Annotated in this window: 25 protein-coding genes; 14 read left to right on the top strand and 11 right to left on the bottom strand. The window is 71.1% G+C overall.

Annotated elements, in window-relative coordinates; all coding sequences use genetic code 11:
• Nucleotides 1-2 precede the first annotated feature (2 nt).
• Both ACZ6MZ_RS04505 and ACZ6MZ_RS04510 read right to left on the bottom strand, forming a co-directional pair.
• Complete coding sequence (locus ACZ6MZ_RS04505) at nt 3-602, bottom strand: DUF1003 domain-containing protein (protein WP_384189880.1); 600 nt, start codon at nt 600-602, stop codon at nt 3-5.
• Nucleotides 592-1,869 (bottom strand): magnesium transporter MgtE N-terminal domain-containing protein, encoded by a 1,278-nt coding sequence (locus tag ACZ6MZ_RS04510; protein ID WP_384189877.1) that lies wholly within the window; start codon nt 1,867-1,869, stop codon nt 592-594. Before ACZ6MZ_RS04510 ends, ACZ6MZ_RS04505 begins: the two co-directional genes overlap by 11 nt.
• Nucleotides 1,870-2,033: 164 nt before the next feature.
• Between ACZ6MZ_RS04510 and ACZ6MZ_RS04515 the strand changes: the two genes are divergently transcribed.
• Entirely contained in the window at nt 2,034-2,822 is a 789-nt protein-coding gene (locus tag ACZ6MZ_RS04515; RefSeq protein ID WP_389792327.1) for a hypothetical protein, read from the top strand.
• A gap of 14 nt (nt 2,823-2,836) precedes the next feature.
• Here the strand turns inward: ACZ6MZ_RS04515 and ACZ6MZ_RS04520 are convergent, their stop codons facing one another.
• Both ACZ6MZ_RS04520 and ACZ6MZ_RS04525 read right to left on the bottom strand, forming a co-directional pair.
• The gene (locus ACZ6MZ_RS04520) at nt 2,837-3,343 is read right to left on the bottom strand and encodes a hypothetical protein (protein WP_469349776.1); all 507 of its coding nucleotides are present in this window, start codon (nt 3,341-3,343) and stop codon (nt 2,837-2,839) included.
• A gap of 35 nt (nt 3,344-3,378) precedes the next feature.
• A complete protein-coding gene (locus ACZ6MZ_RS04525; RefSeq protein ID WP_389792330.1) occupies nt 3,379-4,503 on the bottom strand; it encodes a magnesium and cobalt transport protein CorA in 1,125 nt (374 codons plus the stop codon).
• 425 nt (nt 4,504-4,928) lie between these two features.
• On the opposite strand from ACZ6MZ_RS04525, the gene ACZ6MZ_RS04530 reads away from it, so the two are divergent.
• The 4 genes from ACZ6MZ_RS04530 to ACZ6MZ_RS04545 all read left to right on the top strand — a co-directional run bounded on the left by ACZ6MZ_RS04530 (nt 4,929) and on the right by ACZ6MZ_RS04545 (nt 7,948).
• Nucleotides 4,929-5,525: a suppressor of fused domain protein gene (locus ACZ6MZ_RS04530; protein ID WP_469349778.1), complete on the top strand. Its 597-nt coding sequence runs from the start codon at nt 4,929-4,931 to the stop codon at nt 5,523-5,525.
• 125 nt (nt 5,526-5,650) lie between these two features.
• Nucleotides 5,651-6,289: a DUF6758 family protein gene (locus tag ACZ6MZ_RS04535; protein ID WP_389792335.1), complete on the top strand. Its 639-nt coding sequence runs from the start codon at nt 5,651-5,653 to the stop codon at nt 6,287-6,289.
• 90 nt (nt 6,290-6,379) lie between these two features.
• Nucleotides 6,380-7,249: a PHP domain-containing protein gene (locus ACZ6MZ_RS04540; RefSeq protein ID WP_469349780.1), complete on the top strand. Its 870-nt coding sequence runs from the start codon at nt 6,380-6,382 to the stop codon at nt 7,247-7,249.
• Nucleotides 7,250-7,342: 93 nt separating this feature from the next.
• Nucleotides 7,343-7,948, top strand: coding sequence for a MarC family protein (locus ACZ6MZ_RS04545; RefSeq protein ID WP_384189857.1), 606 nt, complete (start codon nt 7,343-7,345; stop codon nt 7,946-7,948).
• A 69-nt stretch (nt 7,949-8,017) separates the two neighbouring features.
• Here the strand turns inward: ACZ6MZ_RS04545 and ACZ6MZ_RS04550 are convergent, their stop codons facing one another.
• Nucleotides 8,018-8,170: a hypothetical protein gene (locus ACZ6MZ_RS04550; protein ID WP_389792341.1), complete on the bottom strand. Its 153-nt coding sequence runs from the start codon at nt 8,168-8,170 to the stop codon at nt 8,018-8,020.
• A 175-nt stretch (nt 8,171-8,345) separates the two neighbouring features.
• Between ACZ6MZ_RS04550 and ACZ6MZ_RS04555 the strand changes: the two genes are divergently transcribed.
• Nucleotides 8,346-9,257, top strand: a complete 912-nt coding sequence (locus ACZ6MZ_RS04555) for an NYN domain-containing protein (protein WP_384189853.1) — start codon at nt 8,346-8,348, stop codon at nt 9,255-9,257.
• A 190-nt stretch (nt 9,258-9,447) separates the two neighbouring features.
• Here ACZ6MZ_RS04555 and ACZ6MZ_RS04560 read toward each other — a convergent pair whose 3' ends face one another.
• Nucleotides 9,448-10,290 carry an alpha/beta fold hydrolase gene (locus ACZ6MZ_RS04560; RefSeq protein WP_469349783.1) on the bottom strand — a complete coding sequence of 281 codons (843 nt, stop codon included), beginning with the start codon at nt 10,288-10,290 and terminating at the stop codon, nt 9,448-9,450.
• Between the two features lie 121 nt (nt 10,291-10,411).
• Nucleotides 10,412-12,391, bottom strand: coding sequence for a DEAD/DEAH box helicase (locus tag ACZ6MZ_RS04565; RefSeq protein ID WP_469349785.1), 1,980 nt, complete (start codon nt 12,389-12,391; stop codon nt 10,412-10,414).
• 507 nt (nt 12,392-12,898) lie between these two features.
• Between ACZ6MZ_RS04565 and ACZ6MZ_RS04570 the strand changes: the two genes are divergently transcribed.
• A complete protein-coding gene (locus ACZ6MZ_RS04570) occupies nt 12,899-13,645 on the top strand; it encodes a ferritin-like fold-containing protein (RefSeq protein ID WP_469349787.1) in 747 nt (248 codons plus the stop codon).
• A gap of 52 nt (nt 13,646-13,697) precedes the next feature.
• Here ACZ6MZ_RS04570 and ACZ6MZ_RS04575 read toward each other — a convergent pair whose 3' ends face one another.
• The 4 genes from ACZ6MZ_RS04575 to ACZ6MZ_RS04590 all read right to left on the bottom strand — a co-directional run bounded on the left by ACZ6MZ_RS04575 (nt 13,698) and on the right by ACZ6MZ_RS04590 (nt 15,525).
• Entirely contained in the window at nt 13,698-13,964 is a 267-nt protein-coding gene (locus ACZ6MZ_RS04575) for a hypothetical protein (protein WP_384189842.1), read from the bottom strand.
• Nucleotides 13,965-14,150: 186 nt separating this feature from the next.
• A complete protein-coding gene (locus ACZ6MZ_RS04580) occupies nt 14,151-14,378 on the bottom strand; it encodes a DUF3107 domain-containing protein (RefSeq protein WP_046500385.1) in 228 nt (75 codons plus the stop codon).
• A gap of 145 nt (nt 14,379-14,523) precedes the next feature.
• Nucleotides 14,524-15,165: a TetR/AcrR family transcriptional regulator gene (locus ACZ6MZ_RS04585; protein ID WP_384189838.1), complete on the bottom strand. Its 642-nt coding sequence runs from the start codon at nt 15,163-15,165 to the stop codon at nt 14,524-14,526.
• Nucleotides 15,166-15,300: 135 nt separating this feature from the next.
• Nucleotides 15,301-15,525 carry a hypothetical protein gene (locus ACZ6MZ_RS04590; RefSeq protein WP_384189835.1) on the bottom strand — a complete coding sequence of 75 codons (225 nt, stop codon included), beginning with the start codon at nt 15,523-15,525 and terminating at the stop codon, nt 15,301-15,303.
• Between the two features lie 145 nt (nt 15,526-15,670).
• On the opposite strand from ACZ6MZ_RS04590, the gene ACZ6MZ_RS04595 reads away from it, so the two are divergent.
• The 7 genes from ACZ6MZ_RS04595 to ACZ6MZ_RS04625 all read left to right on the top strand — a co-directional run bounded on the left by ACZ6MZ_RS04595 (nt 15,671) and on the right by ACZ6MZ_RS04625 (nt 23,785).
• The gene (locus tag ACZ6MZ_RS04595; RefSeq protein WP_384189832.1) at nt 15,671-16,630 is read left to right on the top strand and encodes an alpha/beta fold hydrolase; all 960 of its coding nucleotides are present in this window, start codon (nt 15,671-15,673) and stop codon (nt 16,628-16,630) included.
• Nucleotides 16,631-16,638: 8 nt separating this feature from the next.
• Nucleotides 16,639-17,955 carry a DUF3152 domain-containing protein gene (locus ACZ6MZ_RS04600; protein WP_469349790.1) on the top strand — a complete coding sequence of 439 codons (1,317 nt, stop codon included), beginning with the start codon at nt 16,639-16,641 and terminating at the stop codon, nt 17,953-17,955.
• Nucleotides 17,956-18,030: 75 nt separating this feature from the next.
• Nucleotides 18,031-18,129: an Ms4533A family Cys-rich leader peptide gene (locus ACZ6MZ_RS04605; RefSeq protein WP_384189827.1), complete on the top strand. Its 99-nt coding sequence runs from the start codon at nt 18,031-18,033 to the stop codon at nt 18,127-18,129.
• Between the two features lie 199 nt (nt 18,130-18,328).
• Nucleotides 18,329-20,053 carry an ABC transporter substrate-binding protein gene (locus ACZ6MZ_RS04610; protein WP_469349792.1) on the top strand — a complete coding sequence of 575 codons (1,725 nt, stop codon included), beginning with the start codon at nt 18,329-18,331 and terminating at the stop codon, nt 20,051-20,053.
• Nucleotides 20,054-20,085: 32 nt separating this feature from the next.
• The gene (locus ACZ6MZ_RS04615) at nt 20,086-21,069 is read left to right on the top strand and encodes an ABC transporter permease (protein ID WP_469350374.1); all 984 of its coding nucleotides are present in this window, start codon (nt 20,086-20,088) and stop codon (nt 21,067-21,069) included.
• Nucleotides 21,066-22,055 (top strand): ABC transporter permease, encoded by a 990-nt coding sequence (locus ACZ6MZ_RS04620; RefSeq protein WP_384189612.1) that lies wholly within the window; start codon nt 21,066-21,068, stop codon nt 22,053-22,055. Before ACZ6MZ_RS04615 ends, ACZ6MZ_RS04620 begins: the two co-directional genes overlap by 4 nt.
• Nucleotides 22,056-22,066: 11 nt before the next feature.
• Nucleotides 22,067-23,785: a dipeptide ABC transporter ATP-binding protein gene (locus ACZ6MZ_RS04625; protein ID WP_386878387.1), complete on the top strand. Its 1,719-nt coding sequence runs from the start codon at nt 22,067-22,069 to the stop codon at nt 23,783-23,785.
• The last annotated feature ends 24 nt before the right edge of the window (nt 23,786-23,809 follow it).

The following is a 23,809-nucleotide window of genomic DNA, read 5'->3' on the forward strand; positions in this document are numbered from 1 at the left end:
CGTCAGTGGTCGGCTTCCTCGCGTCCGTGCCCGCTCTCCAGGGGAAGTACCAGGTGGTGGTCCGCCATGTCCCTCACCAGGTCCTGGAGCTCCGAGCGCAGCCAGTCGCGCGTGGCGACCTCGCCCAGGCCGATCCGCAGCGCCGCGATCTCCCGTGTCAGGTACTCGGTGTCCGCAATCGCGCGCTCGTTCTGCTTGCGCTCCTGCTCCTGCGTCACCCGGTCACGGTCGTCCTGGCGGTTCTGCGCCAGCAGGATGAGCGGCGCGGCGTACGAGGCCTGGAGGGACAGCACCAGCGTCAGGAAGATGAACGGGTACGGGTCGAAGCGCAGCTCGCTGGGGGCGGTGACGTTCCAGATGAGCCAGACGATGATGATCAGGGTCATCCAGACGATGAAGCGGCCCGTCCCCAGGAAACGCGCGATCCGCTCCGAGAGCACCCCGAAGGCCTCGGGGTCGTAGTCGGGCAGCAGCTTGCGGCGCGGGGCCAGCGGCTGGTCCAGCCTGGCGCGGCCGCCGCGGGCCAGCGCGGTCGACCCGGCCGGGAAGCCGGTCCGCTGACGCTCCCGACCGCCGTCCCTGTCCGGGCGGTCAGCTGCCACCGGCCGCCTCCTCCACGTCGTGGAACCCGGTCTCCCGCCAGTCGTCGGGCAGCATGTGGTCGAGCACGTCATCGACCGTCACCGCGCCGAGCAGTGAGCCCCGGTCGTCCACGACCGGCGCCGAGACCATGTTGTACGCCGCGAGATGGCCGGTGATCGCCGTCAGCGGGGTGTCCGGGGCGAGCGGCGGCAGATCGCTGTCGACGATCGAGCTGACCAGGGTGAACGGCGGATCCCGCAGCAGCCGCTGGAAGTGGACCGTGCCCAGGTACTTGCCGGTCGGCGTCTCGTCCGGCGGGCGGCACACATAGACCTGCGCCGCGAGCGCGGGGGAGAGGTCCTGCTGCCGTACCCGGGCCAGCGCGTCCGCCACCGTCGCGTCCGGGCGCAGCACGATCGGCTCGGTCGTCATCAGACCGCCGGCGGTCCGCTCCTCGTACGACATCAGCCGCCGTACGTCCGCCGCGTCGTCGGGCCGCATCAGCGTCAGCAGCCGCTCCTTGTCCGCCTCGGGCAGCTCGGAGAGCAGATCGGCCGCGTCGTCCGGGTCCATCGCCTCCAGCACGTCGGCCGCGCGCTCCTCCTTGAGCTTGCCGAGGATCTCCACCTGGTGGTCCTCGGGCAGCTCCTCCAGGACATCCGCGAGCCGGTCGTCGTCGAGGGCCGCGGCGACCTCCGCCCGCCGTTTCGGCGTCAGATGGTGCAGTGCGTTGGCGAGATCGACCGGGCGCAGCCGCTCGAACGTGGCGACGAGATTCTCCGCGCCCTGTCCCTCCTCCTCCAGGGAGAAGCCGGTGACCGCCGACCAGTCGACGGTCAGCGCCTCGCCCCGCCGGCGCAGCGCGCCGCCCTTCCTGCCGCGCCGTACGAAGACCTTGGCGATCTCCCAGTCGCGGCGGGCGGGCAGCTGCTGGATGGCGACATCGAGGACCGTCACCTCCTCGTCGCTCTCCACGAGCCGCACCCGGCGGTCGAGCAGCTCGCCGAGCACGAGGCGTTCGGTCGGCCGCTGTTCGAAGCGCCGTACGTTGACCACACCCGTGGTGATGACCTGACCGGACTCGATGCCGGTGACCCGCGTCATGGGCAGGAAGATCCGGCGCCTGCTGAGCACTTCGACGACCAGGCCGAGCAGCCGCGGCGGGCGGCTGCCGACACGCAGCATCGCGACCAGGTCGCGGACCCGCCCGACCTGGTCGCCGACGGGATCGAAGACCGGCGCACCGGCCAGATGCGAGACAAAGACCCGTGGGGCGCCTGCTGCCATGCCGAGCGCCTCCTTGCCCTTGATTGTCCATTTATCCGGCGGGATAACGGGTTCAGGCTAGCCCGTACCGCTGCGGTACGCCCTGGCGGATCCGTCCGTCCGGCTCTCTGTCGAGCGGTGCCTCCGGCCCGGGTACGCTGCGGTCTGCCACCCCCCATCCTCGTATGAGAGGCAGTGCGTCTGTGACCCTTTTCCTGTCGTCCGACCGTGCCCGCCGGGCCGCTCTTCCTGTCGCGATCTGCGCCGGACTGGCCACGGTACTCACGGCGTGCGGCGAGGATCCGGACGAGGGGACGAACATGGTGGGCAAGCTCTCCGCCACCGAGATCGAGAGAAAGGCGCAGACGGCCGCGGGCAGCGCGGACGCGGTACGCCTCTCCGGCTCACTGGTCAGCAAGGGACAGACGTACAAGCTCAATATGCGGCTCAAGGAGAACGGCGGCATAGGGTCCGTCACCTCCAAGAACACCACCTTCCAGCTGTTGCGCATCGAGGACGCGCTCTTCCTGAAGGCCGACGCCGACTTCTGGAGCCACGCGAGCGAGGACGGCAAGGAGAGCGCCGAGCCGAGCAAGGCGGACGCCGAGGTCGCGGACAAGCTCCAGGACAAGTACGTGAAGGTGCCGGAGGACGACCCGTCGTACAAGCAACTGAACAGCTTCACGGACATGAAGGTGCTGCTCGACGGGCTGCTGACGCTGCACGGCAAGCTGAGCAAGGGCAGCCGGGACACCATCGGCGGCGTACGGACCATCAAGATCAGTGGCGGCGAGGGCGACGGCGGGACGCTGGACGTCTCGCTCGAAGGCACGGCGTACCCGCTGCAACTGGTCCGCGCGGGCGGCGCGGGGACGCTCACCCTCGCCGACTGGGGCCAGGACTTCCCCCTGGAGGCCCCGGCCAAGGGCCAGACGGTCGACTACGGCAGCCGGCTCCCGGGCGCCGGAGACTGAACCCGGTCCGCCGGCTAACGCTTCGTACGGCGCAGCAGCAGGCGTCCCAGCGAGGCCGGGGCGGGCTGACGGGTCGTCGCCCCGGTCGCCAGCGGCGCGGCCGCCAGAGAGCCCTGTGGCAGCTCGGTGATCACATCCTGGGGCGCCAGCCGCAGCACCCGGCACTCACGCGCCCAACGCTCCGTCATCACCTCGGCGTCCGGCGCGTTGAGCCGCTTGCCCTTGAGTTCGGCGACGGCCGCCTCCCAGGCCTCGGAGTGCGGCGCGAGCTCGCTGACGGCCGCCGTCCAGCCGACCAGTCGGCCGCCCTTGTCCTTGCTCCGTACGGTCACCTCGGCGGTGGAGCCGTCGGCGAGCTCCGGCAGCGGCTGCTCCCCGGGGCCGTCCCCGACCAGATACGCGGCGCCGTCGTGCCAGATGTGCCACAGCGCGCGGGCGGGTCCTGGACCCCGCACCCAGATGAGGCCGGACTTCTTGGTGGCCTCCTCGACAAGCAACTGGCCGAGCTGCGGTTCTGTCATGCCCGCAGCTTAGCCAGCGCTCGGAGAGGGACTCCCTAGAGCCACCCGTTGCGCTTCAGGGTGCGATGGATCGTCAGACAGATGACGCCGATCGCGACGAGCACCATCGGATAGCCGTACTTCCACTGCAGCTCCGGCATGTGATCGAAGTTCATGCCGTAGATCCCGCAGACGGCCGTCGGTACGGCGATGATCGCCGCCCAGGAGGTGATCTTGCGCATGTCCTCGTTCTGCGCGACGGTCGCCTGCGCCAGATTCGCCTGGAGGATCGAGTTCAGCAGTTCGTCGAAGCCGATGACCTGCTCGTGCACCCGGGCCAGATGGTCCGCGACATCGCGGAAGTACTTCTGGATGTCGGGGTCGATCAGCCGCATCGGCCGCTCGCTCAGCAGCTGCATCGGCCGCAGCAGCGGGGAGACGGCCCGCTTGAACTCCAGCACCTCACGCTTGAGCTGATAGATCCGCCCGGCGTCCGAGCCGCGCGGGCTGCCCTTCGCCGGGGCGGAGAACACATCGATCTCGACCTCGTCGATGTCGTCCTGCACGGACGCCGCCACCGCGATGTACCCGTCGACGACATGGTCGGCGATGGAGTGCAGTACGGCCGAAGGCCCTTTGGCGAGCAGCTCGGTGTCGTCCTCCAGGCGGTGGCGCAGGTTGCGCAGCGAGCCCTTGCCGCCGTGCCGGACGGTGATGACGAAGTCCCGGCCGGTGAAGCACATGACCTCGCCGGTGTCGACGACCTCGCTGGTCGCGGTCAGTTCGGTGTGCTCCACGTAGTGGATGGTCTTGAAGACGGTGAACAGGGTGTCGTCGTACCGCTCCAGCTTCGGCCGCTGGTGCGCGTGCACCGCGTCCTCCACCGCCAGCGGGTGCAGCCCGAACTCGGCCGCGATACCGGCGAACTCCTCCTCGGTCGGCTCATGGAGGCCGATCCAGGCGAATCCGCCGCCCTCGCGCACCCGCAGCATCGCTTCGTGCGGGGTGACACAAGGGCCTTTCACCACCCGCCGGCCTTCGCGGTAGACCGCGCAGTCGACCACCGCGCTCGACGCGGACGGGTCGCGGGTGGCGTCGTACGTCTCGTACTTGTTGTAGGCGGCGCTGCTCTTGCGCAGGGACGGGCGGACCGCTGCGCGCAGGTCACGGATCATCGACATGACGGGCTCCTTCACGGAGAGGCCGTCGGCGAGGCGTGGCACAGCCCGGAATGGGGACGTGATGCGTACGTCCGCAAAGCGGGCGGCACCGCGGAGTCGCGGTGACGGCGTTCGCTTCAGACAGGCAAAGACACAGGCAAAGAAAAGAAGTGCTCTTCCGTCGTGCGACATGCCGCGGGGCTGGGCGGAAAGGGCCTCAGACCACAGAGAAAAGGCGTCGTGCGGAAGAGCGGCTGGTACTGGCCGGGTGACTTCGATCCACCGCAGCCCCACCTCCTCCGGCCGGTCCCCCGTAGGGGATGACGTGTCGTCGGGACTCGAGAGCGACGCTTCAGCGTGCTGCCCCGACCAGCGGCCAAGACTATCAGCTGACAGCAGGCCAATCCTTTCCCTTGCCCCATTCACGCGCGATCTATGCTCCCGGCATGGGAGAAATTCTTGCTCTGGTCGAGGCCCGGCTCTGTACGGCGCTGGGTGAACCGGACGCGCGCGCGGCGGTGACCTTCCTGGGGACGGACCGCATCGAGGTGCTGCGCTTCACCGACTCCCGCGGCGGCTCGGACGTGGTGCGCTACGCCACCCTCGGGATGTCGGCGCAGCCGATGGCCGATCCGGCGGCGCTGCTCGCCGACCCGGTGAAGGGCCCGCGGGCCGAGCTGGTCCTGACCGTACGGTCCGGGCCGGCCGCGACCGACCAGGTACTGCGTCCGCTGGCCGTGCTGGCCGCGTCCCCGCAGGTCGAGGGGGTGGTCGTCGCTCCGGGCAATTCGCTCGACCTGGGGGAGCCGCTGTGGCCCCAGGCGCCGTTCAGCTCCGTACTCGTCGGGGAGTCCGGCGGCCTGGCCGAGGACCTGGAGCTGGACGCGCCGCTGGAGCCGGTGCGGTTTCTGCCGCTTCTGCCGATGACGCCCAACGAGGCGGCGTGGAAGCGGGTCAGGGGCGCGCGGGAGCTGCACGAGCGATGGCTGGCGCACGGCACGGATCTGCGCGATCCGCTGCGCCGCTCCGTCCCGCTGGACTGAGCCGGCCGGGCCCGTCTGCCCCGGCTCGCGCGTGCGCCTCGCCCCGGCCGGCCGGCCGCCGCGGCCCGCGCCGGACGGCCGACCGTCCTTGACGCGGCGACGGCCGGGGAGGACCGTGGGGGACTATGAGGGGCCAACCCAGTTGCCCGAAGTGCGGTGGCCGGGTCAGGGCGCCCGGCCTCTTCGCCGATTCCTGGCAGTGCGACCTACACGGCACGGTGTATCCGCTCCAGCCGGTGATACCGCCCAGTTCCGAAGCCCTCGACGTCGTGGTGCACCGCGCCGTTGTTCCGGTGTGGATGCCCTGGCCGCTGCCCGTCGGCTGGCTCTTCACCGGGGTCGCGTACGCGGGCGACGACCGCAGCGGTGGCCGTGCGACCGCCGTGGCCTGCTCGGGTCCTGGACCGCTCGGCGGCACCGGTGAGCTGCTGCTCGTCTCCGAGGAGCTGGGGGTCGGGCTTGGCGCGCGCTACGCGGGCATCGACGGCCCCGACCCGGGGCCCGCCATCTGTGTCGACAAGCCACCGCAGACCAAGCTGCTTGCCGCGGGGCGGCCCACCCCCCTCTGGCATGTCCCCGAGGCCCCGAAGGACCGCGCGGTCTTCGCGGGCGAGGCGCTCGGACTGTGGCTGTGGGCGATCGTCTGGCCGGAGCAGTCGGGGCTGCTGCTCTACGACGAGCTGGTGCTGACCGATCTGCGGGACGGCGGCGCCGATGTGGAACTGGTGCCCTGCGGTCCGCTGTCACCACGGCTGCTGTCCTGACGGAGGCGCCCGGACGGCCGGGACGGGGTGTTCGAATCTCCCGTTATCCTGAAGCGTCCCCTGTCCGCCCCGAGCCCCGGAGTACGCGTCGTGCGCATCGACCTGCACACCCACTCCACGGCCTCGGACGGTACGGACACCCCGGCCGAGCTGGTCCGTAACGCGGCCGCCGCCGGGCTCGACGTCGTCGCGCTGACCGACCACGACTCCACCCGGGGCCACGCCGAGGCGATCACCGCGCTCGCGGACCTCGACCGGGACCTCACGCTTGTCACGGGCGCCGAGCTCTCCTGCCGTCTCGACGGCGTCGGGCTGCACATGCTCGCGTACCTCTTCGACCCGTACGAGCCGGAGCTGCTGCGCGAGCGCGAGCTGGTACGGGACGACCGCGTCCCGCGGGCGCGGACGATGGTGCGCAAGCTCCAGGAGCTGGGCGTCCCGATCACCTGGGAGCAGGTGGCGCGCATCGCGGGCGACGCCTCCCTCGGCCGGCCGCACATCGCCACCGCGCTCGTGGAACTGGGCGTCGTCGGCACCGTCTCCGACGCCTTCACACCCGAGTGGCTCGCGGACGGCGGACGCGCGTACGCCGAGAAGCACGAACTCGATCCCTTCGAGGCGATCCGCCTGGTGAAGGCCGCCGGCGGCGTCACCGTCTTCGCGCACCCCGGGGCCGTCAAGCGCGGCGAGGTCGTGCCCGAGGCCGCCGTCGAACGCCTTGCCGCCGCCGGCCTCGACGGCATCGAGGTCGACCACATGGACCACGACGAGCCGACGCGCGCCAGGCTGCGCGGGCTGGCCGCCGGACTCGGGCTGCTGACCACCGGGTCGAGCGACTATCACGGCAGCAGGAAGTCCGTGGAGCTCGGGGCGTCCACCACGGACCCGGAGATCTACGGCGAGATCACCCGGCGCGCTTCCGGCGCGTTCCCGGTGCCGGGCGTGGGCGGACGCGCCTAAGTCCGGCCGTACCGCCGTATCCGTACTGCCTTTCGCCGTATCCGTACCGCTCGTTCTTCCGCTCTCTTCTTCTCTTCTCGCAAGGCCCTCACTGTGTTCGACTTTGCCGTTTTCGGATCACTCTTTCTCACCCTTTTTGTGATCATGGACCCTCCCGGGATCACACCGATCTTCCTCGCCCTCACCTCCGGCCGCCCCGCCAAGGTCCAGCGCGCCATGGCCTGGCAGGCGGTGGCCGTGGCCTTCGGTGTGATCACCGTCTTCGGCATCCTCGGCCAGCAGATCCTGGACTATCTCCATGTCTCCGTGCCGGCGCTGATGATCGCCGGCGGTCTGCTTCTGCTGCTCATCGCGCTCGATCTGCTGACCGGTAAGAACGATGAGCCCCAGCAGACCAAGGACGTCAATGTGGCGCTCGTACCCCTGGGCATGCCGCTGCTCGCGGGGCCCGGTGCGATCGTGTCCGTCATCCTCGCCGTGCAGCACGCCGACGGCGCGTCGGCGCAGGTCTCGGTCTGGGCCGCGATCGTCGCGATGCATGCCGTGCTCTGGCTGACGATGCGCTATTCGCTGCTGATCATCCGGCTGATCAGGGACGGCGGGGTGGTGCTGGTGACCCGGCTGGCCGGGATGATGCTGTCGGCCATCGCCGTCCAGCAGATCATCAACGGCGTCACCCAGGTCGTCCAGGGCGGCTGACACGGCAGCGCCCCCGTACGGGTGATCCGTACAGGGGCGCTTCGTCGGTCGCGTCAGGTGCGATAAGGGTTACGAGGCCGAGGTGTCGGCCGGACGGATATAGATGCGCTGGCCCATCGCGGCGGCCTGCTGCACGATCCGATTGACGGAGGCGGCGTCCACAACGGTGCTGTCCACGGCGGAACCGTCGACATCGTCGAGTCGCATGATTTCGAAGCGCAAGGCTTCTCCCTTCGTCTGATCCTCCTGCTGGAGAACTATGGGTGACGGGCACGTCCGTCGTCGTTACATGTCAGTACAACGGCTTGCCCTCTGCAAACATTCCCTACGCTAAGGAAAATTTGTGGGTGGCTAACTACTGGCGGGTACAATGTCGTCCACGGAGAATGAACGGCGTATGAACGAGGCAGAGATCAACCCAGAGGCCAGCGATATCGGCGCCCGTCTGGAGCACACCAACGAGCTGCTCCAGCGCATGCTCGCCGAGGTCGCCAAGACCCCGTCCACACATGCCATCTTCGTTGACGCCGGTTACGTCTATGCTGCGGCCGGGTTGCTTGTAGCGGGCACGGAAGACCGGCGCTCCTTCGATCTCGACGCCGAGGGGCTCATCGAGGCCTTCATCGACAAGGCGCGGATCATCTTCGCGGACAGCAGACTGCTCCGCGTCTACTGGTACGACGGGGCCAGACGCCGGATCCACACCTCTGAGCAGCAGTCCATCGCCGAGCTGCCCGACGTCAAGGTCAGGCTCGGCAACCTCAACGCCAACAACCAGCAGAAGGGCGTCGACTCCCTGATCCGTACGGATCTCGAATCGCTCGCCCGGCACCGCGCCATCAGCGACGCGGCGCTGGTCGGCGGCGACGAGGACCTGGTGTCCGCCGTCGAGGCGGCCCAGGGGTACGGCGCACGGGTCCACCTGTGGGGCATCGAGGCCGGCGAAGGGCGCAACCAGGCCGAGCCGCTGCTGTGGGAGGTCGACAGCCAGCGGACCTTCGACCTCGACTTCTGCAAGCCGTATGTCACCCGGCGCCCGGTCACCACGTACGAAAACGAGGGTGAGCCCCCGCCCTCCCGTGACCAGGTGCGGTTCATCGGCGCGCAGATCGCCGCGACCTGGCTGGCCGAGCGGGGCCGGGACGCGATGGCAGAGCTTCTGCCGGGCCATCCGTATCTGCCGGGCCCGGTGGACCAGGACCTGCTGATCGAGGCGGAGAAGCTGCTCCAGCGCTCACTGAGAGGCCATGCGATGCTGCGGCGGTCCCTCCGGGACGGCTTCTGGCACCACCTCCAGTCCCAGTACTAGACGAGTTATTCCGAAGTAGCGTCGTCCGCCCGGAGGGCGGGCCCGGCGGTGTCCGGTGCGTGTGATCGCAAGGCGCCGAGGTGCCCTCGTAGCGGAGCTACCAGGGCATTTCGGCAACGCCGCGAGCGTGCGTGCTGGGCGCCGCCGGGCAGACGGGACTTCGGAATGACTCGTCCAGGCCCTGTCCCGATCAGTGGCTGCCGTCCCAGAAGTCCGTCAGCGCGGCGGCGGTCTCCTGCGGCCGGTCGGTGTTGGGTGAGTGCTGTGCGCCCCCGACGACCGTCCTGCGGGCCCCGAGCCGCTCCGCCATCGCGTCGAGCAGCGGCACCGGCCAGGTGTCGTCCTGCTCGCCGGACACCACATGCTTGGGCAGCGGCTGTACGGCGGCCAGCTCGGCCACCCGGTCGGGCTCCACGGTCAGCTGGCGGCCGGTGGCGATCAGCTGGGCGGCACTGGTCCGCAGCCAGCGCCTTTGCAGGTCGGCCCCGTCGACGGGGGTCTCCTCGGGCGGGTCCATCGCCCGCATGGCCTGCCAGACCTGCTCCATCGTCATGGTCACGAGCGCGTCGCTGAGCAGCTTCACCCGCTCCCGCTGGACCGGGCTGACCTGCGCGGGCCCCGAGGACATCAGCGTCAGTGAGACGAACGGGCTCCGGTCGAGCAGGACGGCGGCGCGGGCGATCTGCCCGCCCAGCGAGTGCCCGAGCAGGTGCACGGGCGGGCCGATGGCCTCGGCCTGCGCCAGTACGTCCGAGGCCAACTCGCTTTGCGCGTAAGCCTCTTGGGTGTCCGGACCCTCGGTCTCGAACTGTCCACGACCGTCCACGGCGACGGCGCGGTAGCCGGCCTCGGTGAACGGCTCCAGCAACGCGATGAAGTCCTCCTTGCTGCCGGTGAAACCGGGCAGCAGGAGCACGGTCCCCTGCGGCTCCCCGGCCGGCCGCGCGTCGAGCACGGCGAAGCGCCCGCGGCGGGTCGACAGGAAGCGGGCGCGGGCGCAGGAGGGCGGGATGAAGGTGGGCGGCCGACTCATGCGACGAGGCTAGCGGTCCGGCCGGCCGGGGCACGCCGATGGCCCTCGTACGCCGATGGGGCCCGGGCATGCCGATGGCCCGGCACCCCCCTGAGGGGGCACCGGGCCATCGGTCCGCGCGTCAGCTCTCGGTCGGGGCCGTGGTCGTACGGGCGCGGCGGCGGCGCGGCTTGGGTACGGCCTCGCCCTCCGGTGCGTCCGCGGCCGTCTCGGCCGTCTCCACCGCTTCGGCGACGGGCTTGGCGACGCGGGTGCGGCGGCGCGGCTTGGCCTCCGCGATGGGGGCCTCGGCAGTGGCCTCGACGGCCACAGCCTGCTCCGCCGTGTCCGCCACCTCGGCGACGGGCTTGGCGACCCGGGTGCGGCGGCGCGGCTTGGACTCGGCGACCGGGGCCTCGGGAGCGTCGACGGCCACGGCCGTCTCGGCCGGCACGACGTCTTCGGCCGCGGGCTTCGCGGCCCGCGTGCGACGACGGCGCTTGGGCGCGGCGTCGGCCTCCGGCTCCGTCACCACGGACTCCGTCAGCACCTCCGTGCCAGGGGTCTCCAGGGCCGGTGCCTCGACGGCAGCGGCGTCACCGGCACTGGCGCGGGTACGCCGACGCCGGCGCGGGGTGCGCGGTCCGGCCGGCCGCTCCGCGGTGTCCGGCGGTACGGCCGTCTGGAACTGCGGCTCGACCGCCGTCTGGAACTGCGGCTCGACCGCCGTCTGGAACTGGGGCTCGACCGCCTTCCTGGGCTGCGGCTCGACCGCCGTCCCGGACTGCGGCTCCGCGCCGTCCAGCGAGGTCCCGCCGCGGGTACGGCGGCGCTGGCGCGGGGCGCGCGTACGGGCCGGGCGCTCTTCCCGTACCGCGGTGGCGGTGGCGGTGGGGCCGGAGGCGGAGGCGGACTTGCGGCCACGGCCGCCCGTCTCGCCGAGGTCCTCGACCTGCTCCGCCGAGAGACCGGCACGCGTCCGGTCCGCACGCGGAAGGACGCCCTTGGTCCCGGCGGGGATGTTCAGCTCCTCGAACAGGTGCGGGGACGTGGAGTACGTCTCCGGCGGGTCCGGGAAGCCGAGGTCCAGCGCCTTGTTGATCAGCTGCCAGCGCGGGATGTCGTCCCAGTCGACCAGCGTGACGGCGGTACCGGACGCGCCGGCCCGGCCGGTGCGGCCGATGCGGTGGAGGTAGGTCTTCTCCTCCTCCGGCGACTGGTAGTTGATGACGTGGGTCACGCCTTCGACGTCGATACCGCGGGCGGCGACGTCGGTGCAGACCAGCACGTCCACCTTGCCGTTGCGGAAGGCGCGCAGCGCCTGTTCGCGGGCGCCCTGGCCCAGGTCGCCGTGGACCGCGCCGGAGGCGAAGCCGCGCTGGGCGAGCTGGTCGGCGATGTCGGCGGCCGTGCGCTTCGTACGGCAGAAGATCATCGCGAGCCCGCGGCCCTCGGCCTGCAGGATGCGCGCGACCAGCTCCGGCTTGTCCATGGAGTGGGCGCGGTAGATACGCTGCGTGGTGTTGGCGACGGTCGCGCCCGCGTCGTCCGGCGAGGTGGCGCTGATGTGGGTGGGCTGCGACATGTAGCGGCGGGCGAGGCCGATGACCGCGCCCGGCATGGTCGCGGAGAACAGCATCGTCTGGCGCTTGGGCGGCAGCAGCTGGATGATCTTCTCGACGTCGGGCAGGAAGCCCAGGTCGAGCATCTCGTCGGCCTCGTCCAGGACGAGCCCGCGCACATGGGAGAGATCGAGCTTCTTCTGGCCCGCCAGGTCGAGCAGCCGGCCCGGGGTGCCGACAATCACATCGACGCCCTTCTTGAGGGCCTCGACCTGCGGCTCGTAGGCACGGCCGCCGTAGATCGCCAGCACGCGGACGTTACGCACCTTGCCGGCCGTCAGCAGGTCATTGGTGACCTGCGTGCACAGCTCGCGGGTGGGAACGACCACCAGGGCCTGCGGGGCGTTGGTCAGCTGCTCGGGCACGGCCCGGCCCGCCTCGACGTCCGCGGGGACGGTCACGCGCTCCAGCAGGGGCAGGCCGAAGCCGAGCGTCTTGCCGGTGCCGGTCTTGGCCTGTCCGATGACGTCCTTGCCGGAAAGCGCGACCGGGAGGGTCATCTCTTGGATGGGGAACGGAGACATGATGCCGACGGCTTCAAGCGCCTCGGCCGTCTCGGGAAGGATTCCGAGCTCTCGGAAAGTCGTAGTCAGGGTGCTGCCTCTTCTGTGAGACGCGGCGCGAGGCGAACGCTGGGGGTCGTACCGCACCTGGGTACTCGGCCGGCCGTGGATTGGCCGGATGGCGCGGGACCACTGCCGTCGCTCGAGCGCTCGTGCCGCTGAGGGGGCCCCTCACTGCAGGTCGTACGCAGCTGTGCGTACGGTCCGCGCGGAGGGCGGTCGGGGGCGGAGCCGATCGGGCCACCGACCGGGCATCCTCATAAGGGCCTGTCCGAGGGAACGCCCCTCGGTCAAACACTGCGATGCCCGCCGAATAGTCGGCAGGCGCATTACCACTGTACCCCGGAATCGCGCATGTGTGTCGGGCGAATTCGTCGGAACGGTGTGGCGGCACTGTCTGACCAGGCCCTTCCGCGGTGCGCGGAGCGGGCTATTGTGCCGTCCATGGAGACGCCCGACACCGCCACCACGTCCGCATCCGCAGCCGAGGAACCCACTGGAATCGCCGCCCAGGACTGGGCCACGGCCGCCGCTGAGCCGCAGTACCGCGCCGCGGTCGTGGATCTGCTGGGGGCGCTCGCCTACGGCGAGCTGGCGGCCTTCGAACGGCTCGCCGAGGACGCCAAGCTGGCGCCGACCCTGGCCGACAAGGCCGCGCTGGCGAAAATGGCCGCCGCGGAGTTCCACCACTTCGAGCAGCTGAACGACCGGCTGCGGGCGATCGACGCCGAGCCGACCGGCGCGATGGAGCCGTTCGCCAAGGCGCTGGACGACTTCCACCGGCTGACCGCGCCCTCGGACTGGCTGGAAGGCCTGGTCAAGGCGTACGTCGGTGACTCGATCGCCAGCGACTTCTATCGTGAGGTGGCCGCGCGGCTGGACACCGACACCCGCGCGCTGGTGCTGGCCGTGCTGGACGACACGGGACACGGCAACTTCGCCGTGGAGAAGGTCCGCGCCGCGATCGAGGCGGAGCCGCGGGTCGGCGGACGGCTCGCGCTCTGGGCGCGGCGGCTGATGGGCGAGGCGCTCTCACAGGCCCAGCGTGTGGTGGCCGACCGGGACGCGCTCTCGACGATGCTGGTGGGCGGGGTGGCCGGCGGCTTCGATCTCGCGGAGGTCGGCCGGATGTTCTCCCGGATCACCGAGGCGCACACCAAGCGGATGGCCGCGCTCGGACTGGCCGCCTGACCGCACCCGGGGAGCCCGGGCCACGCGTCCGCGCCGACCGGCCGGACACGCCCTACGGCATGGCCCGGTGCAGCCTGCGGCCCGCGGGACGGAGCAGCAGGGACAGCACCACCGCTCCCACCAGCAGGGCGCCGACGAGCGTCGCCATGACATGGCCCGCGCCAAGCGCCATATGCGTCAGATAGGCACCGAAGAGGGCGCCGAGCGGACCTGTCGTGAACACCGTCCGGCGCGCGGGGAGCCGGTGGGACAGCCCATGGGCCGCAGCCCACGAGAGACCGAGTCCGAGCAGGACCGATCCGAGAGCTTCGAAGATCACTGCTGATCACCTCATCGCCGGGGGTGGGTACGTCGGTACGGGCGCTGTCCGGCCCAGCACGTCACTACCCGGAGTGCACAGAACGCAACCCTCCCCCGGCGCAGCCGGGGCGGCGGCTCCGCGCACAGCGGAATGGCCCGGCGGGAATCCCGCCGGGCCATTCCCGGTGTCGGTGGACGGCTGTGACTACAGCGCGCCGAATCCGACCCGTCGTGTCGTGGGCTCACCGATCTCCACATACGCGACCCGCTCGGCCGGTACGAGGACCTTGCGCCCCTTGTCGTCCGTGAGGCTGAGCAGCTGTGCCTTGCCGGCCAGCGCGTCGGCCACGGCGCGCTCGACCTCCTCGGCGGACTGCCCGCTCTCCAGAACGATCTCCCGGGGCGCGTGCTGCACGCCGATCTTGACCTCCACGGCTATGTCCCTCCGAACGGTCTGTGCGTTGCGCGGTCAGCCGCGCGGTACGCAGCACACATTAGCCCGGAGAGACCACGCGGAAGACGCGGCGGTGAACGCCCGCAGCGAACACGCGCCGCTCAGAGGTCACCCCGACAGGCCCTCAGTGCTGTTCGGTGCCGTGCAGCGGGAAGCCGGCGATACCGCGCCAGGCCAGTGAGGTGAGGAGCTGGACCGCCTGCTCGCGGGGGATGACGGACTCGCTGGAGAGCCAGTAGCGGGCGACCACCTGGGAGACGCCGCCGAGGCCGACGGCCAGCAGCATGGACTCGTCCTTGGACAGCCCGGTGTCCTCGGCGATCACGTCGGAGATCGCCTCCGCGCACTGCAGCGCGACCCGGTCGACGCGCTCACGCACCGCCGGCTCGTTCGTCAGGTCCGACTCGAAGACCAGGCGGAAGGCGCCGCCCTCGTCCTCCACGTAGGCGAAGTACGCGTCCATGGTGGCCTCGACGCGCAGCTTGTTGTCCGTCGTCGACGCCAGCGCCGTACGGACGGCCAGCAGCAACGCCTCGCAGTGCTGGTCCAACAGCGCGAGATACAGCTCCAGCTTCCCGGGGAAGTGCTGGTAGAGGACCGGCTTGCTGACGCCGGCCCGCTCCGCGATGTCGTCCATCGCGGCGGAGTGATAGCCCTGCGCGACGAATACTTCCTGTGCCGCGCCCAGCAGCTGATTGCGTCGGGCGCGGCGAGGCAGGCGCGTGCCTCGTGGGCGTGCTGCCTCGGTCTGCTCTATGGCTGTCACGCCGCCTCCCAAAAATCGTTCCGTGCGCGCGGTGCGCCGCTCCGCCATCGTACTTTTGGGTAACCCGGCGGTGCGTGGTGCGGACGCAGAATTTCACGGACCGGACGGCCGCGGTAGCCGCTGCCCCCCGGCGGCTCAGCGGTAGTCGTCCTCGTCCTCGTCCAGAGGGACGGCCCGAGCCTGTTCCGCGGCGTCCGCCTCATTGGCCTTGTCGGGGTCGACGCGCGTCTGCGGTTCGGCGCCGCGCCGCCGCACGTCGGCCTTCTGCTCCGCGGCGTCGGCCTCGGGGGTCTCCTCGTCCAGCTCGGCATCCTCGTCGTTCGCTTCGAAGGTGTCCGGGTCCGTCGGGTCTACCGACATACAGTGCCCTTTCTCCTCGCGACGGAAGAGGGGCCGGGGCGAGCGCCCCTCCCTCCGAGCGTAGGAGCCCCCGATGCGTCACGCCATATGGCCTGTGATGGCGAACACACGAACAGGGGGCGTGATCGTCTCGTAACATTGCCGCATGTCTTCGACCGAGCTGCCGGAAAACCTTGCCGCCACCGTGGCTCCGAAGGTGAGTCCCGTACGGGTCGCGGAGGGGGAGACGCTGCGTTCCGTGGAGCTGCCCGGGCTCACGCTGGCCGTACGGTCACGGCCCGCGGCCCGTACCGGAGCGGCCCCCGCGCTCTATGTGCACGGGCTCGGCGGATCCTCGCAGAACTGGTCGGCGCTGATGCCGCTCCTGGAGGACAGGGTCGACGGCGAGGCCGTCGATCTGCCCGGCTTCGGGGACTCGCCGCCGCCGGACGACGGCAACTACTCGGTCACCGGTCACGCCCGCGCGGTGATCCGGCTGCTGGACGCGGGCGGGCGCGGGCCCGTCCATCTCTTCGGCAACTCCCTCGGTGGCGCGGTCGTCACCCGGGTCGCGGCCGCCCGCCCCGATCTGGTGCGCACCCTGACCCTGGTCTCACCGGCGCTGCCCGAGATCCGGGTGCAGCGCACGGCGGTGCCCACCGCGCTGATGGCGGTGCCCGGTGTCACCGCGCTGTTCGGCCGGCTGACCCGGGACTGGACCCCGGAGCAGCGCACCCGCGGGGTGATGGCGCTCTGTTACGGCGATCCGACGCTGGTCACCGAGGAGGATGTGCGCCACGCGGTGCACGAGATGGAGCGGCGGCTTCAACTGCCGTATTTCTGGGACGCGATGACCTGTTCGGCGCGCGGGATCGTCAACGCGTACACCCTGGGCGGCCAGCACGGACTGTGGCGGCAGGCCGAGCGGGTGCTCGCGCCGACGCTGCTCATCTACGGCGGGCGGGATCAGCTCGTTTCGTACCGTATGGCGCGAAAAGCGTCGGCCGCTTTCCGTGATTCACGCCTCCTGACGCTCCCCGACGCGGGGCATGTTGCCATGATGGAGTACCCGCGGCAGGTCGCCCAGGCCTGCCGGGACCTCATCGATGACTACGGCAGGAGCTGATCCGGCGCGTGGGACGACACAGCCGCAAAGGCCCCGCTTCCCAGGGCTCGCGGAGCACGGCCGGGCCCGTGCCCGGCGAGCCCGTCCCGGAAGCGCGGGGTGCGGGCAACGGGCGGCGCCGGCGTTCCGCGGCCGGCCAGGGCCCCGAGCAGCACGCGGGCCCGGACGGCACCCCCGCGCGCGGCGTGCCCCAGGTGCGCGGCGGCCACCCCGAGCAGCGTGAGTCCGGGGGCGGCTGGGGTTTCCCGCAGAGTCAGGGTGACGGGCGGACCGGCCCCCGTGCCGCGGTCCCGCCGCGCCAGACACGGGCGCCGGGCGGCGGAACGCCACTGATCCCGGGGCCGCGGCGCGAGTTCGTGGACGCGTTCGACGCGTTCGACGCGTTCGAGCCCCCGCCCTCCCGGGCCGTCTCGCGGGAGACCGCGTCCGGTCCCGCTCCCGCCGTCGGCGACGATGACGGGATGTCGGGTGGCGCCGGGGCCGGGCCGGACGCCGAACAGCCCGCCAGGGGCGGCAAGGGACGCGCGCTCACCGGGATCGCCGCGGCGGCGGTGACCACGGTTCTCGCGGTCATCGTGGCCGGACAGGTCGCCGACGGTGGTACGGAATCGGCCGACGCGAAGGCGGCCGGCGGTCTCGACCGCACCGGTGAAGGCGAGGTCGCCTCCCGCTCGGACGGCAGGGCCACGCCCGCCCAGAAGCCGGTCGCGGTGCCCCCGCCCGCCACCTACGCGCAGTTGATGGCCCGTCAGTTCCCGCTCGACCCCGAGCTGAAGGCCTCGGGCGACTTCACGGCTGTGCCCGGTCTGGACAAGGCGCCGGGCAAGGGGCAGAAGTACCGCTACCGCGTGGACATCGAGAACGGGCTCGGCCTGGACGGCACGCTGTTCGCGGACGCCGTCCACAAGACCCTGAACGACGACCGGAGCTGGGCGCACAAGGGCGCCATGACCTTCGAACGCGTCTCCAGCGGCAGGCCCGACTTCGTGATCACCCTGGCGAGCCCCGGGACGACCGGCGAGTGGTGCGCCAAGTCCGGTCTGGACACGACCGTCGACAATGTGTCCTGCGACTCGGCCTCGACCGACCGCGTGATGATAAACGCCTACCGCTGGGCGCTGGGGGCGAAGACCTTCGGCGACAAGGCGATGCTCGCCTACCGGCAGATGCTGATCAACCATGAGGTCGGACACCGGCTCGGACACAACCATGTGAGCTGCCGCACGCCCGGCGCGCTCGCCCCGGTGATGCAGCAGCAGACCAAGTCGCTGGACATCGGCGGGATCGCCTGCAAGCCCAATCCCTGGGTGTACCCCAAGAGCTGAACCCCGTCCCACGAGGTGAGACGCCCGTCTCGAACCGCGTTGACATCGGAGACGGGGTCGTTCATATTTCTCCGCATGTCACCCCGCCGCGCCGCCGCCTTCGGTCATGCCGCCATTGAGCTGACGCTCATCGGCGTGACCGCGCTGTGCGTGGCAGACATTCTCTGTCGCTGACGCCTGCCCGAGCGCGCGTCGGCCGTCCCTTTTCGCCGTGCTTCCCCGCGCCTGGGCGTATGTGGTCCGTACGTGGGCGCGGCATGCCGGTCTTCTCCTCCCCTCTCCGTCGCTGCCTGTGCGGGCTCTTGGCGTTTCGCGCCTTTTCTCCCCTTCCCGCTTGACTCTGCCTGTGCAGCACACCGAGAGGCTTCTTCCGATGCGTCAACCGTCCGTCATATCCCGCCGCGTGGCAGCGGCAGCCGTCAGTCTGGTCGTGGCAGCGGGCGCCGCCGCCTGCGCCGGCCCACAGGACAACGATGCCAAGGCCGGCGCCACGGACAAGGGCAAGCCCCAGAAGGGCGGCGCGCTCTCGGTGCTGAACACCGAGCCGCAGACCGACTTCGACCCGGCGCGCCTCTACACCTCCGGCGGCGGCAACGTCCCCTCGCTCGTCTTCCGTACGCTGACCACCCGCAACCGCGAGGACGGACCGGCCGGCACCCAGGTCGTCCCCGACCTCGCCACCGACACCGGCCGCCCCAACGCGGACGCCACGGAGTGGACGTACACCCTCAAGGAAGGGCTGAAGTTCGAGGACGGCAACCCGATCACCAGTGCCGACATCAAGTACGGCATCGAGCGCTCCTTCGCCGCCGAACTCTCCGGCGGTGCACCGTATCTGCGCGACTGGCTGATCGGCGGCTCCGCCTACCAGGGGCCGTACAAGGACAAGAAGGGTCTCGACTCGATCGAGACGCCCGACGCCAGGACCATCGTCTTCAAGCTCAACAAGCCGGAGGGCGACTTCCCCTTCCTCGCCACCCAGACGCAGTTCGCGCCGGTGCCCAAGGCGAAGGACACCGGGGCGAAGTACGAGGAGCACCCCGTCTCCTCGGGGCCCTACAAGGTCGTCAAGAACGAGGGCGACGGCCAGCACCTGGTCCTGGAGCGCAACCCGCACTGGTCGGAGAAGACCGACCAGGAGCGCCACGCCTACCCGGACACCATCGACGTGAAGGCGGGGCTCGACGCGGCCGTCATCAACCAGCGGCTGTCCACCAGCTCGGGCGCCGACGCCGCAGCCATCACCACCGACACCAACCTCGGCCCGGCCGAACTCGCCCAGATCGGCAGCGACAAGGGGCTCGCCGCCCGCGTCGGCACCGGCCACTTCGGCTACACCAACTACCTCGCCTTCAACCCGAAGGTGAAGCCGTTCGACAACCCCAAGGTGCGCCAGGCGATCTCGTACGCCATCAACCGCACCAGCGTCATCAACGCGGCGGGCGGCTCCGCGCTCGCCGAGCCCGCGACCACCTTCCTGCCCGAGCAGAAGGCCTTCGGCTACACGCCGTACGACCACTTCCCGGCCGGGAAGACGGGCGACCCGGCCAAGGCCAAGGAGCTGCTCAAGGAGGCCGGGTACGCCAAGGGCCTGACCGTCACGCTCACCCACTCCACGGTCCAGAACCGGGAGACCAGCCCCGAGGTCGCCACCGCCGTCCAGGAGTCGCTCAAGCAGGCCGGGATCACGGTCAAGCTCCAGGGCCTGGAGGCCAACGCGTTCAACGAGGCGCGCTGGACCGTCAAGGGCGAGCCCGGCTTCTTCCTCTCCCGGTGGGGCGCGGACTGGCCGTCCGGCGGCCCCTTCCTGGCGCCGATCTTCGACGGCCGGCAGATCGTCAGGGACGGCTCCAACTACAACCACGCACAGCTGGACGACCCGGCGGTCAACAAGGAGATCGACGAGATCAACAAGCTGACCGACCCCGCGGCCGCCGCCAAGCGCTGGGGCGCGCTCGACAAGAAGATCGGTGAGCAGGCGCTCGACGTACCGCTCTTCCACCCGGTCTACAAGCGGCTGTACGGCAAGGACGTCAAGAACATCGTGATCAGCGACTGGACCGGTGTCCTCGACATCTCGCAGGTCGCGGTCAAGTGAGCACCGTTCCCGATCTGCCGGCGTCCGGGGCGGTGGCGGCGACGCCCGCCGCCCCGGGCGCCCGCGGGACGTGGCGGCGGCTGCGGGGGCGCCCCGCGGCCGTCGTGGCCGCGGGCGTCCTCGCCCTGCTGGTGGCCATGGCGCTCGCGGCGCCGCTGCTCGCCGCCGTCGAGGGCCAGGACGCGAATTCGTACCACGACGCGCTGGTGGACTCGGCGCGCGGCGGCGTGCCCCTGGGTTCGTTCGGCGGGGTGAGCGGCGACCACTGGCTCGGTGTCGAACCGGGCACCGGGCGCGATCTGTTCGTACGGCTGCTCTACGGAGCCCGGATCTCGCTGCTCGTCGCGGTGGGCGCGACCGTGGTGCAGGTGGTGATCGGGGTCGCGGTCGGCCTCGCCGCCGGACTCGGCAACCGGCTGCTCGACAGCTTTCTCAGCCGGGTCACCGATGTGATGGTCGCGCTGCCGATGCTCGTTCTCGCCATCGCGCTGACGGCCGTCGTCCCCGCCGGCTTCCCCCGCCCGCTGCTGCTGATCCTGGTCATCGGGCTGCTCAACTGGGGCGGTACGTCACGGATCGTACGGGCGCAGACGCTGACGCTGAAGCAGCTCGACTTCGTGGCGGCCGCCCGGCTCGGCGGCTCAGGACGGTGGCGGGTCGCACGGCGCGAGCTGCTGCCGTCGCTCGCGGCGCCCGTCATCACGTACGCGGCGATCCTGCTGCCCTCGAACATCGTGATCGAGGCGTCCCTGTCCTTCCTGGGGGTCGGGGTCAAGCCGCCGACGCCGTCGTGGGGACAGATGCTGTCGACCGCGCAGACCTGGTTCCGGGCGGATCCGATGTATGTACTGCTGCCCGCCGGGCTGCTGTTCGTGACCGTCCTCGCCTTCACGGTGCTGGGGGACGCGGTGCGCACCGCGCTCGATCCGCGGGAGGCCAGCCGGCTGCGGATCGGGACAAGGGCGTCGCGCCCCTCCCGTAAGACCCGTACCCCGATCGGGGATTCCGCCTCATGACCCGCTATCTGCTCAAACGGCTCGGCGGCGCGCTGCTCGTCCTGCTCGTGCTGTCCGTCGTGATCTACGCGCTCTTCTATGTCGCGCCGGGCGACCCGGCGAGGCTCGCCTGCGGCGACCGCTGCTCCCCGCAGCAGATCGCCCAGGTGCGGGACCAGCTCGGTCTGGGCGACTCGGTGTACGTGCAGTACGCGCACTTCCTCCAGGGGATATTCGCCGGGCGCGACTACTCCACCGGCACGGCCCTGCTGCACTGCGACGCGCCCTGCCTCGGCTTCTCGTACCAGACCGACCAGCAGGTCACCCAGCTGATCCTGGACCGGCTGCCGGCGACCGTCTCCCTCGCGCTCGGCGCGATGGTGCTGTGGCTGGTCATCGGGGTGGGCACGGGGCTGCTGTCCGCGCTGCGGCGCGGCGGATTCACCGAGCGCGCGCTGACGGTGCTCACACTCGCCGGGACCGGCACGCCCGTCTTCATCCTCGGGCTGCTGCTTCTGATGGTGGTGTGCGCGTATCTCCAGTGGCTGCCGTTCCCGACGTATGTGCCCCTGTCGGAGGATCCCGAGCAGTGGGCGTGGAACATGCTGCTTCCCTGGCTCACGCTGGGCTTCTTCGAGAGCGCCAAATACGCGCGGCTGACGCGCAGCTCGACGCTGGAGACGCTGGCCGAGGACCATATCCGGACGTTTCGCGCGTACGGCGTCGGGGAGCGGGCGGTCGTCGGACGGCACGCGCTGCGCGGCGCCGTACCGCCGGTCATCGCGCTCAGCGCGCTGGACCTCGGCACGATGATGGGCGGCGCGGTGCTCACGGAGTCCCTCTTCGGCATCCCCGGTATCGGCAAGACGCTGATCGACGGGGTGCGCGAGATCGATCTGCCGGTGGTGGTGGGGGTGGTGCTGGTGATCGGCGCGGCCGTCGTCCTGGCGAATGTGGTGGCCGATCTGCTGTATGCCGCGGCCGACCGAAGGGTGGCCCTGCTGTGACGGAGCAACGGGTGACGGAGCGTCCGGAGCCGGAACGACTGCTCGTGGTGAAGGATCTGACGGTCGACTTCTCGTCCGGGGAGCCGGGAGCGTCGGGGAAGCCGGGTGAGTCGGGGGCGGAGAGCGTACGGGCCGTGGACGGCCTGTCCTTCACGCTCGACGCAGGCCGGGCGATCGGCCTGGTCGGCGAGTCGGGCAGCGGCAAGAGCACCGTCGCGGGCGCGCTGCTCGGCCTGCACCGCGGGACCGGCGCGCGCGTCGGCGGCACGGTGCGCGTGGGCGGTACGGATGTGGGCGCGGCCTCCGACCGCGAACTGCGCGCGCTGCGCGGCGCGGTGGCGGCGATGGTCTTCCAGGACCCGCTGTCGTCGCTGGACCCGTACTACGCGGTGGGCGACCAGATCGCCGAGGTGTACCGGGTCCATACGGACGCCTCGCGACGGGCAGCCCGCGCGCGGGCCGTGGAGGTCCTCGACCGGGTCGGCATCCCGGACGCGGCGCGCAGGGCCGGAGCGCGGCCGCACGAGTTCAGCGGCGGTATGCGCCAGCGCGCGCTCATCGCGATGGCCTTGGCGTGCGAACCGCGCCTCCTGATCGCCGACGAACCGACCACGGCCCTGGACGTCACGGTCCAGGCCCAGATCCTCGACCTCCTGCACGACCTGCGCCGCGAAACGGGCATGGGGCTCCTGCTGGTCACCCATGACGTGGGCGTCGCGGCGGAGAGCGTGGACGAGGTCCTGGTCATGCGGCACGGACGGGAGGTGGAGCGCGGGCCGGTGGCGCGGGTGCTGGGAGCTCCGGCGGCCGGCTACACGCGCACGCTACTGGCGGCGGTGCCCCGGGTGGACGGCCCGGCGCCACGCGTACCCTCGCCGCGAGCCGCCTCCGGTGGTGCGGATGAGGTGCTGCTCGAAGCCACGGACCTGCGGCGGGAGTTCCGGCGGGGGCGGCGGACCGTCACGGCGGTCGACGGTGTCTCGCTCACCGTCAGGCCCGGCGAGACGCTCGGCATCGTCGGAGAGAGCGGCAGCGGCAAGACCACCCTGGGGCGGATGCTCGTACGGCTGCTGGATCCGACCGCCGGGCATCTGCGGTACCGGGGCGCGGAGATCGGGGCGCTGTCCGAGAAGCAGCTGCGGCCCTACCGGCGCGAGCTGCAGATGGTCTTCCAGGACCCCGTCTCCTCGCTCAACCCGCGCCGGTCCGTCGGCGAGTCCGTCGCCGACCCGCTGCGGGCCGCCGGGGTGCTCGACGAGGCCCGGATCGTCGCGCGGGTACGGGAGCTGCTGGAGCGGGTCGGGCTCGATCCTGACCGGTACGGCCGGTATCCGCACGAGTTCAGCGGGGGACAGCGCCAGCGCGTCGGGATCGCGCGCGCCCTCGCCGCCGAGCCACGGCTGATCGTCTGTGACGAACCCGTCTCCGCGCTGGATGTGACGACGCAGGCCCAGGTCACCGGGCTGCTCGCCGAACTCCAGCGGGAGCTGGGCCTCGCCCTGGTCTTCATCGCCCACGACCTCGCCGTCGTACGGCAGGTCAGCCACCGGGTCGCGGTCATGCGGGACGGCAGGATCGTCGAACAGGGCACGGTGGACGAGGTGTACGGGGCGCCCGCCGACCCGTACACCCAGCAGTTGCTGGCCGCCGTACCCGCGCTCGATCCGGCGCTCGCCGCCGCGCGCCGCTCGGCCCGCAGGGCCCTCCCCGAGGCCGTGGCCGCGGTCTGACCTTCCGTAACCGGGGCGCTCCGT

The organism is Streptomyces sp. NPDC042201 (assembly GCF_055582185.1).

Bases quoted from the DNA above. Each gene is read 5' to 3' on its own strand.
- ACZ6MZ_RS04510 (WP_384189877.1), bottom strand. From the start codon at position 1,869: ATGGCAGCAGGCGCCCCACGGGTCTTTGTCTCGCATCTGGCCGGTGCG.
- ACZ6MZ_RS04515 (WP_389792327.1), top strand. From the start codon at position 2,034: ATGAGAGGCAGTGCGTCTGTGACCCTTTTCCTGTCGTCCGACCGTGCC.
- ACZ6MZ_RS04520 (WP_469349776.1), bottom strand. From the start codon at position 3,343: ATGACAGAACCGCAGCTCGGCCAGTTGCTTGTCGAGGAGGCCACCAAG.
- ACZ6MZ_RS04525 (WP_389792330.1), bottom strand. From the start codon at position 4,503: ATGTCGATGATCCGTGACCTGCGCGCAGCGGTCCGCCCGTCCCTGCGC.
- ACZ6MZ_RS04530 (WP_469349778.1), top strand. From the start codon at position 4,929: ATGGGAGAAATTCTTGCTCTGGTCGAGGCCCGGCTCTGTACGGCGCTG.
- ACZ6MZ_RS04535 (WP_389792335.1), top strand. From the start codon at position 5,651: ATGAGGGGCCAACCCAGTTGCCCGAAGTGCGGTGGCCGGGTCAGGGCG.
- ACZ6MZ_RS04555 (WP_384189853.1), top strand. From the start codon at position 8,346: ATGAACGAGGCAGAGATCAACCCAGAGGCCAGCGATATCGGCGCCCGT.
- ACZ6MZ_RS04560 (WP_469349783.1), bottom strand. From the start codon at position 10,290: ATGAGTCGGCCGCCCACCTTCATCCCGCCCTCCTGCGCCCGCGCCCGC.
- ACZ6MZ_RS04565 (WP_469349785.1), bottom strand. From the start codon at position 12,391: ATGACCCTCCCGGTCGCGCTTTCCGGCAAGGACGTCATCGGACAGGCC.
- ACZ6MZ_RS04570 (WP_469349787.1), top strand. From the start codon at position 12,899: ATGGAGACGCCCGACACCGCCACCACGTCCGCATCCGCAGCCGAGGAA.
- ACZ6MZ_RS04590 (WP_384189835.1), bottom strand. From the start codon at position 15,525: ATGTCGGTAGACCCGACGGACCCGGACACCTTCGAAGCGAACGACGAG.
- ACZ6MZ_RS04595 (WP_384189832.1), top strand. From the start codon at position 15,671: ATGTCTTCGACCGAGCTGCCGGAAAACCTTGCCGCCACCGTGGCTCCG.
- ACZ6MZ_RS04605 (WP_384189827.1), top strand. From the start codon at position 18,031: ATGTCACCCCGCCGCGCCGCCGCCTTCGGTCATGCCGCCATTGAGCTG.
- ACZ6MZ_RS04610 (WP_469349792.1), top strand. From the start codon at position 18,329: ATGCGTCAACCGTCCGTCATATCCCGCCGCGTGGCAGCGGCAGCCGTC.
- ACZ6MZ_RS04620 (WP_384189612.1), top strand. From the start codon at position 21,066: ATGACCCGCTATCTGCTCAAACGGCTCGGCGGCGCGCTGCTCGTCCTG.